This window comes from Bacillus sp. FSL K6-3312 (assembly GCF_038007485.1).
GTDB lineage: Bacteria > Bacillota > Bacilli > Bacillales > Bacillaceae > Bacillus > Bacillus pumilus.
Genome location: NZ_JBBOXI010000001.1, coordinates 888,298 through 903,245 on the forward strand (window position 1 = coordinate 888,298; position 14,948 = coordinate 903,245).

20 protein-coding genes and 1 CRISPR repeat array (1 of these 21 running past the window's edge) are annotated in these 14,948 nt (G+C 41.0%); of the genes, 10 read left to right on the plus strand and 10 right to left on the minus strand.

Going from position 1 to position 14,948, the window contains the following annotated elements; all coding sequences use genetic code 11:
- The first annotated feature begins 36 nt into the window (after positions 1-36).
- Positions 37-504, plus strand: coding sequence for a thiol-disulfide oxidoreductase DCC family protein (locus tag MHI11_RS04220; RefSeq protein WP_065097461.1), 468 nt, complete (start codon positions 37-39; stop codon positions 502-504).
- Positions 505-540: 36 nt separating this feature from the next.
- On the opposite strand, the gene MHI11_RS04225 is transcribed toward MHI11_RS04220, so the two are convergent.
- The gene (locus MHI11_RS04225; protein WP_065097460.1) at positions 541-1,797 is read right to left on the minus strand and encodes a transcriptional regulator; all 1,257 of its coding nucleotides are present in this window, start codon (positions 1,795-1,797) and stop codon (positions 541-543) included.
- 274 nt (positions 1,798-2,071) lie between these two features.
- On the opposite strand from MHI11_RS04225, the gene MHI11_RS04230 reads away from it, so the two are divergent.
- A complete protein-coding gene (locus MHI11_RS04230) occupies positions 2,072-2,659 on the plus strand; it encodes a nitroreductase family protein (protein WP_065097459.1) in 588 nt (195 codons plus the stop codon).
- Between the two features lie 38 nt (positions 2,660-2,697).
- On the opposite strand, the gene MHI11_RS04235 is transcribed toward MHI11_RS04230, so the two are convergent.
- The 3 genes from MHI11_RS04235 to MHI11_RS04245 all read right to left on the minus strand — a co-directional run bounded on the left by MHI11_RS04235 (position 2,698) and on the right by MHI11_RS04245 (position 3,974).
- Complete coding sequence (locus tag MHI11_RS04235; protein ID WP_065097458.1) at positions 2,698-2,853, minus strand: YfhD family protein; 156 nt, start codon at positions 2,851-2,853, stop codon at positions 2,698-2,700.
- Positions 2,854-2,914: 61 nt separating this feature from the next.
- Positions 2,915-3,025 carry a YfhE family protein gene (locus tag MHI11_RS04240; protein ID WP_017358836.1) on the minus strand — a complete coding sequence of 37 codons (111 nt, stop codon included), beginning with the start codon at positions 3,023-3,025 and terminating at the stop codon, positions 2,915-2,917.
- A gap of 52 nt (positions 3,026-3,077) precedes the next feature.
- The gene (locus tag MHI11_RS04245) at positions 3,078-3,974 is read right to left on the minus strand and encodes a TIGR01777 family oxidoreductase (RefSeq protein ID WP_065097457.1); all 897 of its coding nucleotides are present in this window, start codon (positions 3,972-3,974) and stop codon (positions 3,078-3,080) included.
- 94 nt (positions 3,975-4,068) lie between these two features.
- Here MHI11_RS04245 and recX point away from each other — a divergent pair, with 94 nt between their 5' ends.
- Both recX and MHI11_RS04255 read left to right on the plus strand, forming a co-directional pair.
- A complete protein-coding gene (recX, locus tag MHI11_RS04250; protein WP_340960514.1) occupies positions 4,069-4,860 on the plus strand; it encodes a recombination regulator RecX in 792 nt (263 codons plus the stop codon).
- A 3-nt stretch (positions 4,861-4,863) separates the two neighbouring features.
- Positions 4,864-5,178: a YfhH family protein gene (locus MHI11_RS04255; protein ID WP_065097455.1), complete on the plus strand. Its 315-nt coding sequence runs from the start codon at positions 4,864-4,866 to the stop codon at positions 5,176-5,178.
- Between the two features lie 149 nt (positions 5,179-5,327).
- Here the strand turns inward: MHI11_RS04255 and MHI11_RS04260 are convergent, their stop codons facing one another.
- On the minus strand, positions 5,328-5,501 hold the full coding sequence (locus MHI11_RS04260) for a YpzG family protein (RefSeq protein ID WP_003217811.1): 174 nt from the start codon (positions 5,499-5,501) through the stop codon (positions 5,328-5,330).
- Between the two features lie 25 nt (positions 5,502-5,526).
- The gene (locus MHI11_RS04265) at positions 5,527-5,676 is read right to left on the minus strand and encodes a small, acid-soluble spore protein K (RefSeq protein WP_003217849.1); all 150 of its coding nucleotides are present in this window, start codon (positions 5,674-5,676) and stop codon (positions 5,527-5,529) included.
- Positions 5,677-5,792: 116 nt separating this feature from the next.
- Here MHI11_RS04265 and MHI11_RS04270 point away from each other — a divergent pair, with 116 nt between their 5' ends.
- The 3 genes from MHI11_RS04270 to MHI11_RS04280 all read left to right on the plus strand — a co-directional run bounded on the left by MHI11_RS04270 (position 5,793) and on the right by MHI11_RS04280 (position 10,019).
- Entirely contained in the window at positions 5,793-6,065 is a 273-nt protein-coding gene (locus MHI11_RS04270; RefSeq protein ID WP_044139690.1) for a YfhJ family protein, read from the plus strand.
- Positions 6,066-6,356: 291 nt separating this feature from the next.
- The gene (locus tag MHI11_RS04275; protein WP_003217835.1) at positions 6,357-7,340 is read left to right on the plus strand and encodes a glycosyltransferase family 2 protein; all 984 of its coding nucleotides are present in this window, start codon (positions 6,357-6,359) and stop codon (positions 7,338-7,340) included.
- Positions 7,341-7,427: 87 nt separating this feature from the next.
- Positions 7,428-10,019, plus strand: coding sequence for a YfhO family protein (locus MHI11_RS04280; protein WP_340960515.1), 2,592 nt, complete (start codon positions 7,428-7,430; stop codon positions 10,017-10,019).
- A gap of 22 nt (positions 10,020-10,041) precedes the next feature.
- On the opposite strand, the gene MHI11_RS04285 is transcribed toward MHI11_RS04280, so the two are convergent.
- Positions 10,042-11,175, minus strand: a complete 1,134-nt coding sequence (locus tag MHI11_RS04285) for an FAD-dependent oxidoreductase (protein WP_044139688.1) — start codon at positions 11,173-11,175, stop codon at positions 10,042-10,044.
- 207 nt (positions 11,176-11,382) lie between these two features.
- Between MHI11_RS04285 and MHI11_RS04290 the strand changes: the two genes are divergently transcribed.
- Entirely contained in the window at positions 11,383-11,850 is a 468-nt protein-coding gene (locus MHI11_RS04290; protein ID WP_044139687.1) for a DinB family protein, read from the plus strand.
- A 4-nt stretch (positions 11,851-11,854) separates the two neighbouring features.
- On the opposite strand, the gene MHI11_RS04295 is transcribed toward MHI11_RS04290, so the two are convergent.
- The 3 genes from MHI11_RS04295 to MHI11_RS04305 all read right to left on the minus strand — a co-directional run bounded on the left by MHI11_RS04295 (position 11,855) and on the right by MHI11_RS04305 (position 13,767).
- Positions 11,855-12,277, minus strand: coding sequence for a regulatory YrvL family protein (locus MHI11_RS04295; RefSeq protein ID WP_340960517.1), 423 nt, complete (start codon positions 12,275-12,277; stop codon positions 11,855-11,857).
- A gap of 67 nt (positions 12,278-12,344) precedes the next feature.
- Entirely contained in the window at positions 12,345-13,508 is a 1,164-nt protein-coding gene (locus MHI11_RS04300; RefSeq protein ID WP_340960518.1) for an oxalate decarboxylase family bicupin, read from the minus strand.
- Between the two features lie 94 nt (positions 13,509-13,602).
- Positions 13,603-13,767: a YvrJ family protein gene (locus tag MHI11_RS04305; RefSeq protein ID WP_080772946.1), complete on the minus strand. Its 165-nt coding sequence runs from the start codon at positions 13,765-13,767 to the stop codon at positions 13,603-13,605.
- A 166-nt stretch (positions 13,768-13,933) separates the two neighbouring features.
- On the opposite strand from MHI11_RS04305, the gene MHI11_RS04310 reads away from it, so the two are divergent.
- On the plus strand, positions 13,934-14,536 hold the full coding sequence (locus MHI11_RS04310) for a sigma-70 family RNA polymerase sigma factor (RefSeq protein WP_044139684.1): 603 nt from the start codon (positions 13,934-13,936) through the stop codon (positions 14,534-14,536).
- Positions 14,484-14,705 carry a sigma-O factor regulator RsoA gene (gene rsoA / locus MHI11_RS04315; protein ID WP_044139683.1) on the plus strand — a complete coding sequence of 74 codons (222 nt, stop codon included), beginning with the start codon at positions 14,484-14,486 and terminating at the stop codon, positions 14,703-14,705. Before MHI11_RS04310 ends, rsoA begins: the two co-directional genes overlap by 53 nt.
- A 181-nt stretch (positions 14,706-14,886) precedes the next feature.
- Positions 14,887-14,948: direct repeats of the CRISPR family, unit length 32 nt; unit sequence GTCGCACTCTACATGAGTGCGTGGATTGAAAT; it runs 303 nt beyond the window's last position.

The following is a 14,948-nucleotide window of genomic DNA, read 5'->3' on the forward strand; positions in this document are numbered from 1 at the left end:
AAAAACAAATGACGGAAAAGGGCTGGCGATCAATCTATGAAAAAAATCATTTATCTCGATCAAGAAAAAAAGAAGCTCGCTGAATCGAAAAAAAGAGAACAGCGTTCCATCAAATCACTTAGGCTGCTTGTGTTTTATGACGGGCAAAGTCCTTCATGTGCAAAAGCGATGGACTTGTTGAAAGCTTTCGATTGGAAGAACCGTATTCATTTTGAATCCTTTAGACACTCGCAGCTGCTCAAACTGAACAAAATAAGTGAAGAAAAGGCAGAAAAGCGAATCGTGTCAATTTCCTTAGCCAAAAACCAAAAAAACTCAGGGATCTATACATGGCTGAAAATTGCTTGCAATATCCCTGCATTATGGGGAACGATCCCATTCATCGTGCTCAGCATTTGGTTAGGTTTTGGTCAGCATGCGTACGATTACTTTGCGAGAAAACGGTATGTTCATTCAGTCAAACAAGTCACCCGTCCTGATACAGATCAACAGAAGACCATTTAATGAATAGGAAAAGCATGACCTTCGATCGGCAGAAGGTCATGCTTTTTTGTAATAGGGGACATATGATGCAAGATGATGAAGCAGCGTTCTCGTGTAGGACATAAACGCATGTTCGTCAAGCTCAGAAGCCGCATAGGAAAGCAAGGTTCTAAGAGCAAACAAGTACTCACTGTGCAGCTCATTTTGTTTAAAGTAAGGAAGGGCTGCTTCGATCAAATAGGTTTTCAAATCAAGAGGGTTTTCCTCAATCATCAATTTGTAGATTTTGATCATATATAAACAGTTTGGCTGAATACGAGGCTGTTTTAACAGCTCATGTATGTAGGGAAGTGCCTTTTTGCGGTCATATTCAGCATATAATGTTGCAATTTCATACAGTGTTTCACAGTAACGGTCTTCTATCTGTTCTTGATTAAAGTAATTGAGTGAATCTAGTAAATAAGGCACAGCTGAAGAGAAATCGCCTTCACGTTTTAAGAGCACACCGTAATAAAAATAAGCGGTCATTTTAATATAGGCATCAGGATAAAGGGACGTGTGCAAAATTACTTCTTTTAAATATTTCTTCGCTGTTTGAAAGGCTTTTAGTTCCAGTGAGATCACGCCATGAATGAGTGTGCAGTGAATGATCCGCTTGAAATTGTTCTTTTGTCTATATAAATCCATGGCTTGATGGGTTGCTTCAAGCGCATCGCCAAGAAGTCCCATGTTTCCAAGTGCTTTTGCATAGTGATAATAGAGGTCACTTTGTTCAACAGACGCGTAAGAAAAGCAACTCTCAAGTTTCTTTATGCCTTCTTCAAGCTGACCATTTTTAATGAGATGAATGCCATCTAGATATTCAAATATTTCTTTTTCCGTTTCAATAAAGGTTTTTTCAAACTTTTTAAGCACGCGGTGTGTTTTTAAGGCAAGCGGCTGCTTGTCCGATAATAAATAAAATTGAAATAAGGACAAATGATACTGAATGCCTAAATCTAGCGAAAAGAACTGTTCCTCGTGCTGAATGATCATTTCTGCATTTTGTTCAGCTTGATCGAGTGCATAGAAATACATATTCATTTGAAACTCATCCAAGAGTGACAGCAGATGACGCGCCTTTTGTGACAGCGTTTCTTGACTGATGCCAAGTCGTTCAAGCAGTAGATTGATCGTATCTTGATTGGCCTCCTTTGAGCCATTTTCTATTTTACTTAAATGAGAGACAGAACAAATTCCTTCTGCCAATTCAGATTGGGTCATATTTTGTTTATAACGGTAGAGCTTAATGATTTGCCCGATATTGATTTTCATTCCATCCAGAAGCCTCCCTTCCAATCATGGGTTGAAAGCCTTTTGACAAAATAACCGAATCAGACAAAATGGGAATATACCTGAAATCATTTCATCATATTGGCTTTTTTATCAAAATTTGTTTAAAACGTAATATGATTGTAACATTACTTGAAAAACTCAAACAACTTTTTAGCAGACGGGATGGGAAACACCATTTGCAACTGCTCGAAATGATGTTTATAATGTGAATGAGAATCAATTTCAATTAAGATTGATTGAAAGGATGACACATATGCCAGAAATCAAACAACAAACAGAAGCGTTAACGGTACGAGACGCTGTCAGATATAGACGATCCATTCGAAAGTTTAAAGAAACGCCGGTGGCCATTGAGCAGCTTCAGCCGTTATTAGAGGATGCGGTCTATGCACCGAATCATAAAATGACGGAGCCTTGGCGCTTTCTATATGCGGTGACGGATGAAGCGAAAGCGACATTTATTGATCGCTTCATTGCGTTCTTCAAGCGCAACAATCCAGATGCAAAGGAAGAAAAGATCAATCAATATAGAGATTACTTTTCAAAAGTCCCAGCCCTTTTACTTGTAGTGTTAAAGGAAGACGAGAATCCAGTCGTGAGAAATGATGATTTTGCCGCTGTGAGCGCGCTCATTCAAAACTTCCAGCTGCTTGCTTGGGATCAAGGAATCGGTATGGTCTGGAAGAGCGGCCGCATCTTATACGACAAAGGCTTTCAACAGGACATGGGCCTAAAGGAAAACGAACGGTTTGCTGCCATCCTTCATATTGGTTATCCAGAAGAGGTGCCTGAGGAAAAATCACGTCAGAAAGCATCAAGTCTTCTTACTGAAATCAAATAAAAGAAAAGCAGACCGCTGAATAAGGTCTGCTTTTTTACTTATTGTTTTTTGGCGCGCTGGTCGGCTGCTTTCATACGTGCCATTGCTTTTACGTCATTCGGATCTGCAAGTTCTTTGGAAAATTCAACATATTCGCCATCCGGTTCTTGTGCTGCAAGCTCGTGGTTGGTTTTTTGGTGTTGGTCTTTTTTCAAAGCCTTTCCCTCCTTTACAAGATCACTTTAGTTATGTGCTTGTTGGAGTGGAATATCCATCTTACTTGTTTCTTTTTTCTGCTGCTCTTTCCGCTTTTTTGAATTCCTGCTGATACAGGACTTCCTGAGTTTTCTTCAGCTTTGAAGTTGGCTGGTGTTCTTTTTTCTTCATCAAAATCGCCCCCTCATCTCATTTCTAATAGGATGGGTGTTTTTGACAAAAATTATTCCTCTGAATGTAAAATCGCTTCTTTTAATTCAGGATGCAAAAAGTCATAAGAAGAAAGCAAAGCCTTTTTCGGCAGCGCACGCTGTCCTTCTAAAACAAGTAATGACATTTCGCCAAGTGCCGTTTGAATGACAAAGGACGGGACCTTTAGCCAGTGGGGGCGGTGAAGGACAGACGCAATCGTTTGTCCGAGCTGCTTCATTTGAACAGGATTCGGTGATGTGACATTGAGTGGACCTGAGATGTCGTCATTGTGTATTGCATAAGCCATGAGATGTGCCACGTCTTCGACATGAACCCATGAAACCCATTGCGAGCCGGAGCCAATCGTTCCGCCGGCAAATAGTTTATATGGCAGTGTCATCAGTGGCAGTGTCCCTTTTTCTCCTAATACGACGCCAAAGCGTGTGTAGACCGTACGAATGCCGAGTGCATCAATTTTTTGCCCCTCAGCTTCCCAACGCTTTGATGTATGACTTAAGAAATCAGTATCCGCAGGAGGTGATTCCTCTGTAAAATCTCCTGTTAGAGACGTGCCATAAATTCCGACAGCACTTGCTTGAATGAGCACAGATGGTTTCGATTCCTGCGCTTCTATAATGCGTCTCACTTCTTGTGTGGATTGAATACGGCTAGAGAGGATGCCTTCTTTTGCCTTGTCTGTCCAGCGGGTGAAAATGGATTTTCCAGCAAGGTTAATCCAGACATCAATCGCAGGCAATTCATGCTCAGGCGCAGCACCTTCTGTCAGCCACTGCACATAGTGTAAATGATTTTGTTCGGATTCCTTTGGATTTCTTGTTAAAATATATAGATGATGTCCTTCAGCAGCGAGCACTTTAGAGACGTGCTGGCCGATAAAACCGGTTCCTCCGGTGATGGCGATATTCAATTGACATCTCTCCTCTCATATACATACCTATATCTTTCACGATTTTGAATCAGAAGAAACATCCTGACTGTTTTAAAAAAGGAGTGATCACAGGATGCCCTATATTACAAAAATCTCCGCTCAGAAAAACAATACAGAGCGGGTGAACATCTTTCTTGATGAAAAGTACGCCTTTAGCGTTGATCTAGATGTGCTCGTCCAGCACGATTTGAAAAAAGGGAAAGAGCTGGACGAAGCAGATATCATCAACATTCAATTCGGTGATGCTGTGAAAAAAGGATTTCAACAGGCCGTCGATTATTTATCATACCGAATGAGATCGGTGAAAGAAGTAACCGATTATTTGACGAAAAAAGAAATCCCGGCACCTGCTATTAGTGAAATTATACACAAATTAAAGCAATACAAGTATGTAAATGACCTTGAATTTGCGGAAGCCTATGTAAACACCCACCGTAAAACGAACAGCAAAGGGCCGTCTGTCCTGAAAAAAGAGCTAAAGCTCAAAGGAATAGATGATGACAACATTGAACAAGCACTATCGCAATATCCTGATGACTTACAGCTGGAGGAAGCTGTGAAGCAGGTTCAGAAGCTTGTGAGAAAAGAAAAAAATCGTTCCGCAAAAGAGATCGAGCAGCGCATCAAGCTACAGCTACAGCGAAAGGGATTTTCGTTTGGGATCATTGATAAAGCCATTCAAGAAGCCTATGATGGACAAGAAGAGGAAAAGGAAGAAGAAGCCCTCCTCTATATGCTGGAGAAGGCAAAACGCAAGGTAGGATATGACGGGTCATTTGAAAAAAAGATGAAGGTGAAGCAATTTTTATTCAGAAAAGGTTTTGATCTCGACACAATTGATCACGTTTTAGACAAAGGGGAATGACAGATGGACAAACGTTATAGTGAGATGACGGAATACGAATTGAACCAGGAGATTGCCTCTCTTTCTGAAAAAGCACGAAAGGCTGAGCAGCTTGGCATTGTGAATGAATATGCCGTCTTAGAACGGAAAATCGATATGGCCAAAGCCTACTTATTAGATCCAGCCTTGATTCAAACGAAAACGACTTATCAAATCAAAGATACAGACGAGCAGTTTTACGTGGAATATTTAAATGGTGTATTTGCGTGGGGACACAGAGTATCAGCTCCAAATAAGGAAGATGCACTGCCAATTTCAATGCTTACGCAAAAGGACTGATCCAGCGTGTAGGCAAACCCTCGCATTCGGCGCTAGTCCTGCGTGCTGGTGCTCACGAATGTCAAATTTGCTCCGCGCCAGTACTCGTCCTTCCTAGGGCTGCGCTGAAAAGAAGACAAAGGACTGATCCTAGAGATCAGTCCTTTTCTTTACTTCGAACGTTGTTTACGGACGTTGTTCTGAAGTACGATGTCGTGCTGCGTTTGCTGCGTTTCTCCGTTGACCTGAGAGGCAGAATGCTTTGCATTCGCCCATGGTTGAGGGTAAGCGGTTGTCCTTAATTGAACAAAGTCTTCCATATACGATTTCCCATTTGAACTCATATCTCAAGCACTCCCTTTGGAAAAATTAGCGTTTCCCTGATGCCCTCATACGTTCCTGCGGACGTGTATTCGTCTCACCATTCGGCCTTTTAGACGCATAAGCATCTGTGGCGCCTGGCTCGCCTTCAAATTTGTGATTCACTTGATTTGGAAAACCTTTTGCTTTATTACGCATATCGATTCCCTCCAAACAATACAAATCATTTGCGTCTTTTGAAGACGTAAGGGTAGTATATGAAAAAAGAGGTTTTTTTAAAAAGGCACTTTCTGCTAGATGAAGGAGGAACCGACATGGAACAATACTTTGAGCGACTAACAGAACAACTCATGGAAAAAAACAATATGCTGACATACGACGAAGCACGTACATGGGTAGAGCTGCTTTGGAGTGATTTTGAAACAACCTATGCAAAGGCTGGCTACAAGTATAAAGGACAGGAAACAACTGAACGGATTGTCCAAGAGTGGATTGAGAGCTACGGTGCGCAGCTGCATTTATTTCAAAATAAGCAATCGAAGGCAAACGAGCATCTGCAAGGGCAGAACAAAGGGCTGCTTCACTAAAAGAGGCGCTCCGCTCATCTTTTTCAAGTAATAGGAAAATATATAAATAAGTAAACAATTTTATGATACAATACCCAGTCTGTGATCGAAATTACAGGCTTTTTACAATGGTTAAACTTAAAATTACATTAAATTCATCTTACTGAAAATCACTGGAAATAAAACTCTGATATAATAGAACGATTAAAGAGACATGTAATTTATGGATAATAAAAAAGGGTTTCGTTTCCTGACAAAAAAGGAATAATGAACATATCAGACTATGTGAAAAAAGTGAAGAGAAGGTGCGATATGGAACGAGAATTGCTCTCTGTTATAATTCCTTCTTACAATGAAGGTGAAAACATCAGACGAATCTTTGAGGCACTCGAGGAAGAGTTTCGCGATTTTCATTATGACTTTGAAATCATTTTTGTGAATGATGGAAGCAAAGATAATACACTTCAATACATGAGAGAGCTCTCTCGCAAAAGTGCAAAGGTCAAATACATTTCCTTCTCACGTAACTTTGGGAAGGAAGCCGCTATACTTGCAGGACTTGAATATGCGAAGGGAGTAGCTGCGATCATCATGGACGCCGACCTGCAGCACCCAACGTATTTGATTCAGGACTTCGTCAGAGGATATGAAGAAGGCTACCATCAAGTCATTGCCAAACGGAACCGTAAAGGAGACAGCAAGCTTCGCTCTTACTTATCATCCATGTACTATAAAGTGATGAACAAGGTAGTCGAAGTGGACTTGCGTGATGGCGTCGGAGATTTCCGTTTGATTTCGCGCCAAGCAATTGATGCATTGCTTCAGCTAAAAGAAGGAAATCGTTTTTCAAAAGGGCTTTTTTGCTGGATTGGGTTTGAAGAAAAGGTCATCTATTATGAAAATGTAGAAAGACAGCATGGTGATACAAAATGGTCATTAAAGAAGTTGTTTAACTATGGCATAGATGGCGTCATTTCTTTTAACAACCGCCCGCTGCGTATTTGTTTTTATACTGGCATACTGATCTTATTCCTCTCTTTGATTTACATCGTTGCCACCTTTATTCAAATCGTCAGAACGGGCGTGATGGTACCTGGTTACTTCACTTTAATATCGGCTGTGCTTTTCCTCGGAGGTGTCCAGCTTTTGAGTCTAGGTGTGATTGGAGAATATATTGGCCGTATTTATTATGAAACGAAAAAGAGGCCGCATTATTTGATCCAAGAATCAAATGTCATGCAGCAAGAGACAAGCTCAAAGGAACAAGACCGAGTGTTAACACAGTTATTTAAATAACGTGGAGTCAAATAACCGGCAAGCACGAATCGCTTGCTGGGTTGTTTTGTTTCAAAGAACAATGGATCTTTTGTGGAAAGGATTTAGATGATGAAACGTAGATGGATAATCATTGGAATGTGCCTCATTCTCGCATTATTAGGCCACTCCTTTTTCTTATATGAATATACGCAAGGCCGGTACATGACAGGAGATGGGGATGGCATCTCGCAAATGCTCCCATTTAAAAAGCTGCTTTACGACGAATATGTCAAAGGGAATTTCTTTTATTCCTATCAATTCGGTCTAGGCGGCGGTACATACACGCAATTAGGGTATTATTTCACAACGTCGACGGTCTTTATGGTGACAGTCGCTGTCGTCTGGCTGATGAATGCGCTTCACCTCATACAATCAACGGACATTCATTTCTGGGCAAATGCTGTGATTTGGCTGAGCGTGATTAAGCTGACGCTCATTCTATTCATTGCTTACCGTGTGCTTCTCTCAATGGTTCAAAATAGACTGGGTGCCCTGACAGGTGCCGCAATTTATGGACTATCTATTGTGTATTTCCGGCATCAAACGTTTTGGGAATTTTTCACCGACAGCATGATGTGGCTTCCGCTGCTTGTGCTTGGGGTTGAACGGATATTCAAAACGGGTAAGCCGGCTTGGTTTATTTTGGCGTGCAGCCTGATGCTCATCAACAACTTTTACTTTGCTTATATTCACTTTATCTTTTTAGCGATATATCTTGTCTTCAGATATATGATCAAGCTACGAAGTGAGGAGCGCGGGTGGAAGGTGTTTTGGACGCTTGCGATCTCTACGCTGTTATCCTTTGGGATCAGTGCCGCCTTTTTTATCCCGTCTGTTTATGGCTTTCTTAACAATATAAGACCGCCGTATGAACAGGCCATTCCTTGGTTCGATCTGCATGATCATCTGCTGTTTACGAGCAGGGTGTATTTATTACCTGTGATTTTTCTGATTTGTCTGTTTCTCGTACCGCTTTACCGGAACAGATGGTTTTTCATGTTTACATCGATCAGCGTTCTGCTCATTGTTTTTCACTACAGTCCAAAGATAGCGAGCGTGTTTAATGGTTTTTCAGCACCGCAGTACAGATTTGAATACATTCTTGCCTTTACAGTTGGAGCGGTCGTTGCCATCACGATCAAGCATTTCTCACAAATCGAGTGGAAGTGGAAAAAGCGTGCGGTCTTAGGTGCTTGGATTGTATTCCTTCTCGCTATCGTCCTTTCAGAACGAGCAAAGGGAAACATGGATGTCGTTGTGTTTACAGGTATAGGACTGCTTGTGATCAGCTTGTTCTTCCTATGGATGCATGCGGAAAAACGTCAGCACCTTCGTCTCTTTTCAGCTGTGCTTATTGCCATCAGCTTACTGACAGCAGGCGTGTATCAGCAGGGATACTTATCTGAAAGAAGCAATATTAAGAGCGTATCAGATACGTATCTGAATAGTGAGGCATATGCTGGCCATGAACAAATGAAGCTGATCCAGCAAATTCAAAGCCGCTCAAAAGATCCGCTCGCCCGGATTGATTGGATGAATGGCGTGCGAAACAATACCCCATTATTTGAAGGCTTTCAAGGCATGAGTGTGTATTCAAGTATATTGAATCAGCATTTGCTCAATTTCTATTGGAATGACCTGCAAATCGATATGGGACGGGAAAGTGTCAGCCGGTATGCAACAATGGGGGACAGGGCGAATTTATACAGCCTGACCTACGGAAAGTATTATATGAGAAAGAGCGCGATGTCTTACTCACCACCAGCTTATTTTAAGCCAATCTTGAAAAGTGAGCATTATGAGGTATATGAAAATACTCGGTCACTGCCATTTGCAAGAACAACGAGCACCGTTTATTCAGAACAATCCTTAAAGGATGCCTCAGCACTTGATAAAGAGCATGCGATGCTGCAAGGCGTCATTTTAGACAAGAAAGGAAACGCTGAAATCGAGCACGCAGCAGATCGACTCAAAGATACGAATATTCATACGGAACAAGCTGTATACGAACATGGCGTGCTTGATGTATACGGAGAAATGGGCGGTCTGAATATCACACTGTCAGATGACATCGCTCGCGTGGGGGATGTGTATGTGAGCTTTTATGTGAAGCGGACCGACCGTAACGAAGGGTTTCAGTTATCCGTTGACGACTATGTCACATCACGAAAAAGCAATACATCCATCTACAAAACAGGTGTAAATGAAGTGACGATTCGGGTCCCTGCGGAAAAGATCCTCTCCATTCGAGTACCAAAAGGGACGTATGAACTGAGTCAATTAAAGCTGTATCACGAACCATATCGCATCTTAGAGCAAGCAGATGAAAAAGAAAAACAGGATGATGGCAGCCAGCAGGTGAAGATTCAAAACAATCGTTTTACGATTTTATATGATAACAAGCGCGGCGATGACTACATGATTCTGCCTGTTCCATATGAAAAAGGCTGGGAGCTCAAGGTGAACGGACACCAAACCGATATTGAAAAAGCCAACTACACTTTTATTGGTTTTCCAATAGAAAAAGGGAAAAACGAGATTGTGCTAACCTACTATCCGCCTTATATCAGAATTCTCGCATTGATTTCACTCGTCAGTTTGATTGGTGCGATCCTCTATGCACGGAGAAAACACAAGAAACACCACTTTTCATCTTAAGTGGTGTTTTTTATTTTTCATCTCATACGTATGTTTCTTCATCCCATTCAATATTGTATTCGTTCATTTTTTTATCAATATCATTCTGAATACCCATGTGCTGAAATAGCGCATTCAATTCTTCTGTCCTCTTTCTTCGATCCTTTTCATAATAATAGAACGCATCTCGATAATCATGATCTCTTAGCATCTTTGCTAGGACCATGGCATCTTCTAGACTATACGATGCTCCTTGACCAACAAAAGGATTTGCTGTATGTACAGCATCACCTATAAGAACAACTCGTCCTTTTGACCACACAGGAAGATCCTTTATTTCATAGATACTTCTTGGAAAGAACATGTCTGTATGATCGATGATGTCAGATAGGTGTTTAGGAATGTTCCAATGTTCCATTTGTTTATATAATAACTGTCGAATGGTTTCTTTATTGGCTTTCTCAAAATGTTTTGTAGGTAACTTCTCAGGACACTGAGAGAAAGCTTGCCATAAAATATTCATTTTATTTGTTGGATGCGCTTTTCCAAAAATGAATTGAAAGTTTCCGTCATTGTAAAAATAACTTGTTGCCTCATCCAATACAAAATCCTTCACAAACGATACTCCTTGAAGTCCCCAAAAACCGCTATAGTCTAATTTAGCATTAAACGCAACAGCCTCTCTTGTTTTCGAAAAAGTTCCATCTGCTCCTATTAAAATATCACCTGTTATGACAGTTTCATCTTCAAAAAAAGCCTCAATGGAATGAGATGTCTGGTTGACCGAAGTTAACTTTTTGTTGTATTTCACTTTGATTCCTTGACGGTGAACTTCCTTTAAAAGTGATTTGATGATTTGGTCTCTCATGACGTTCAGTAAAGGGGCATCATAATATTTTTCACTATAATTGTGAAAGATCGCTTCTACTTCATTTTCACTGTTTATTTGCTGGATCTTCTTTATCACTGTTGCATTTGCTATCACTTCATTTTTACACCCGATTTCATCCAAAATCTTTACCCCATTCGGAGACAGTAAAAAACCTGCTCCTGCTTCTAATTCTTCATCTGACCTGCTTTCATAAATCGTACTTTCCATTCCAGCCTTTTTTAAAAATAAAGAAGTAGCCAATCCTGCTACACCACTGCCGATAATGATCACATTTTGAGATTTCATTATTTCCCCTCCTCTTTTATAAACAGACCAGTCGGTTTATTTTAGTGCAAAAAAAATAAGCTTTTTCATATAGGACAGCGTATCACAATTCCCCCTTTTCATTTGGTAATTAAAGTATATGATAATATGTTATAAATGATTTCGCAAGAATGAAACTAACCAATTTCTAATCAACTTCTTTTAAAAACATGAAGGGGATAACAAAACATGGACAAAGACACCGTGATAAAACACTATGAACACACCCTTGAATGGGTACAATCGCTAACGGAATTAACAGAAAAAGAATGGCGCCGCGCCATTGCTGATGGGAAGTGGAGTATTGCTGAGATCATCGCACATTTTGTTCCGTGGGATGAATTTATTTTACACGATCGCCTAAAGGAATTTTGGAAAGATCTGGCGTTATGTAAGGCACCTGATGTGCATGAAATGAACCGGCAGTCAGCCGAAAGGGCAAGACACGAAAAGAGAAGCGAGACGATCGGGCGATTTATTGCTGTCAGAACAGAATTGCTTCAAGAAATGAAGAAAATCGAAGCATCTCGCTGGACTACAACCTTTTTGATCGGTCAAACCGAGCTGACGTTATCAAGTTATTTTCATGGTTTAATTAAGCATGATCTTCATCATATGGAGCAGGTCAAACAAGCGCTCTCTACAGAAAGACGATAGCGCCTCACGAAGCTTCCTTATCAAATGGAAACGTCGTATAATCAAACAAAAAATGAAATAGGCAAAGACTAAGCGCAAAGAGAATTTCTTCAGAAGTAGACAGTAAAATGCCGTCAACCAATTCGTCTGATAAATAGATAGCTCCCCAAATAAACAAAAGGTGAAATAAGATGGCATAGAAAACGATAGATCGTTTTTTGGACCGGCATTTTCGAACAAACCGTATGAGCACGTGTTCCAGATGTTCAAAAGAGATCCCGAGTACAACATAGATGCCCATAAACAGTAGCAGCGATAAAATCGATTGATAAAAAGCACCCGTCAAATGAAAGAACAGCACACAAAACAACAAAAATATGTAACAGATAGCTGATAGCGCCATCAGCCATTTCAACCCTTGCCAAAAAGCGTGAACAGATTGCTGCATGGGTAAACAACACTCCTTTTCATGAAGATACCTGCAAAAAGGACAGCCTTTTTGCAGGAAGGTGGAATTAATCCTCTTTTTTAGGCGCAGCGATGACAGGGTGTTTTTCAGTGTCAAGCAATTTCAAGAAGTCTTCGCCTTGATCTAAATGATCAAGAACAAGCTGTTTCGGTGTGACCGCAAGCCACTGATTGAGTGAGATATCTGCATAATGATCACTCTTAAAGATTTCTAAGAAATAAAGCGGTTCGTCGCCTGTATTTTCTACATAATGCCCCATCGCAAATGGCACATATCCAACGTCTCCGGCCTGATAGTTGAAGGTTCTCGCATGTCCATCAGAGGCAAATACCGTCATTCGTGCCTTTCCAGAAATGAAATATTGCCATTCATCCGTATTTGGATGCCAGTGCAGCTCACGAATGGCGCCTGGATCGACTTTCACAAGAGCAGACGCAATCGTTTTAGACGCTTTGAAATTGGTAGAGTCCGCAATCCACACTTGTCCACCGCTTGACGTAATCGGCTCTTGTTTTAACAGCTCATATTTAAAGGAATTTGGGACTTCTCCTTGCTCTGTTTTCACTTTGTCACACTCAAGGGAACCAGGAATTCCTTTTTGGAAAATATACTTCTCTTTCTCTGGCAGTTTGTTAAATTGCTCCTTTGTCATTCCAAAGTTTTGGAGCACAACTTCCTCTGGCGTATGGGCAAGCCAATCAGTCACTTGGAACGTACTATTTTCAGAGAAGGAACCATCATCAAACACAAGCAAGAATTCAGCTCCCGGTTCAAGTGCTTGAATAGAATGCGGCAAGCCGGAAGGGAAGTACCACAAATCACCCTCGGTCACATCCTCTGTAAAGTTGCGTCCCTCTGCATCAACTGATGTAATCCGGGCTTCTCCATAAATCATGTACGCCCATTCCGCTTCCTTATGCCAGTGCAGCTCGCGAATCGCACCAGGCTTTAGCCGCATGTTCACAGAGGCAAGACTTTTAGAAATTGGCAGTTCACGTACCGTGACTTCTCTGGCGTAACCGCCTTTTTCTAAACGGTTGTGCGTATCAGAAAAAGAATATTTCAAGTTGGGAACCGTTCCATGATCGGTTTCTGGTGGCGTGAGCATATCTGGGTTTTGTCTGTCTCGCTCGAGATTACGTGGAATTTTGACCGTTGCTCCTTTTTCTCCTCGAATCGGCTGTGGTACACCATTTTGCTTTTCACTCATGATAAAATCCCCTTTCAACATCGTATGGTGTGAGGTGACAAAAGGCCTTTCATTTCGCCCTCGTTTTCATAAGGTGAAACGAATCAAGAAGATGTCAATCTGATCCATCATTTTTTTGAACAGCGACCAATCGTTGGATGAGTTTGCTTAATTCATCAAACTTTCGTTCAAAACGTGTCAGCAAGTAAACTGTCAAAATGGCAGGGAAACCAGCCTGACCGAGCTGCTTCAGCCATTCCTCCGAAAAAAAGGTCTCCATTTGTCTCACCTCCCAGCAGATGCTCGTGTTCTCTATAAGTGGTATGAAAGAAGAAATAGGAAATCAAAGGGGGAGAAAATGAACCATTAGACCCGTTTCACAAAGTTTACTTTTTTTAACTTTTGTCCACTTAATGCAAGTAGAGGGAACAAAGGGGAGGATGCACATGGATTATCGGCTGTTATTGAAAGCAAAATGGAAGGAAATCATTGATCACCCGCTCATTCAGCAATTTTTAAGCAATCCTAAAAACCAGCAGCTTCTCAGGCAAGTCATGGAAGAGCCAAACGAAGAAAATGCGAAAAAACTAGATTCTGAGTTCAAGCAGTTTTATCAAAAAATCCGCATCATCAAGTATATTTCCACAATGATCCGCATCTTTTCAGTCGACTTTGATAAACGAGTCAAAAAAAAGCAGCAACGTTTTCCACTCATACTCGACCATCCTGATACGCAAGAAGTGAAAGATCCTGTTCAAACAGATACGTATGAAGCCGTCCTCTTCAACCAGCAAGACTTGGGGGAGCACCTGCAAGACCAAACATTGTACAAGGCCTACCAGCAGCTCACAGACAAACAAAAAATGGTCTTAACCCATATTTATGTTGAAGGTCAAACAATGAAAGAAATAGCCGATCGGCTAGGCGAAACGAGACAAAACATCTCAAACATTCACAAAAAAGCGCTCAACAAACTAAAAGAAGAAACAGGGGGAGATGTCCGTGAACGAAGAAAAAATGACCAATGGGGAAATGGAAGAACTCATTGAAACCTTCACACCCATGATCAAAAAGAAACTACAAAACACGGCATATCAAGAAAGAGAAGACCTCGAACAAGAACTCTATATCAAACTCATCGAAAAAGTAGACCGGCTGATTTACCAAGAGGGACCTGGCTTTTGGGAGTTTATTGTGGAATATACGACGAAGATGTAAGAGGAACTGATGGTGCGAATGTCAGGTGAACATAAAATTCCTGGAACATTCGCACCTTTTTATTCGACAAAACTGGGTAAAAATGTATATTTCGTGAAGGAGAAAACAAAATTCTTTATTGAAAGTTGAGGATTTTACCTATCATTTCCTAAAAAATGTTACAATTAGGGCGGAAATCGCAGTCGCACTCTACATGAGTGCGTGGATTGAAATTTTCCGAAGCCAATGTGAACCCCAGTTGCA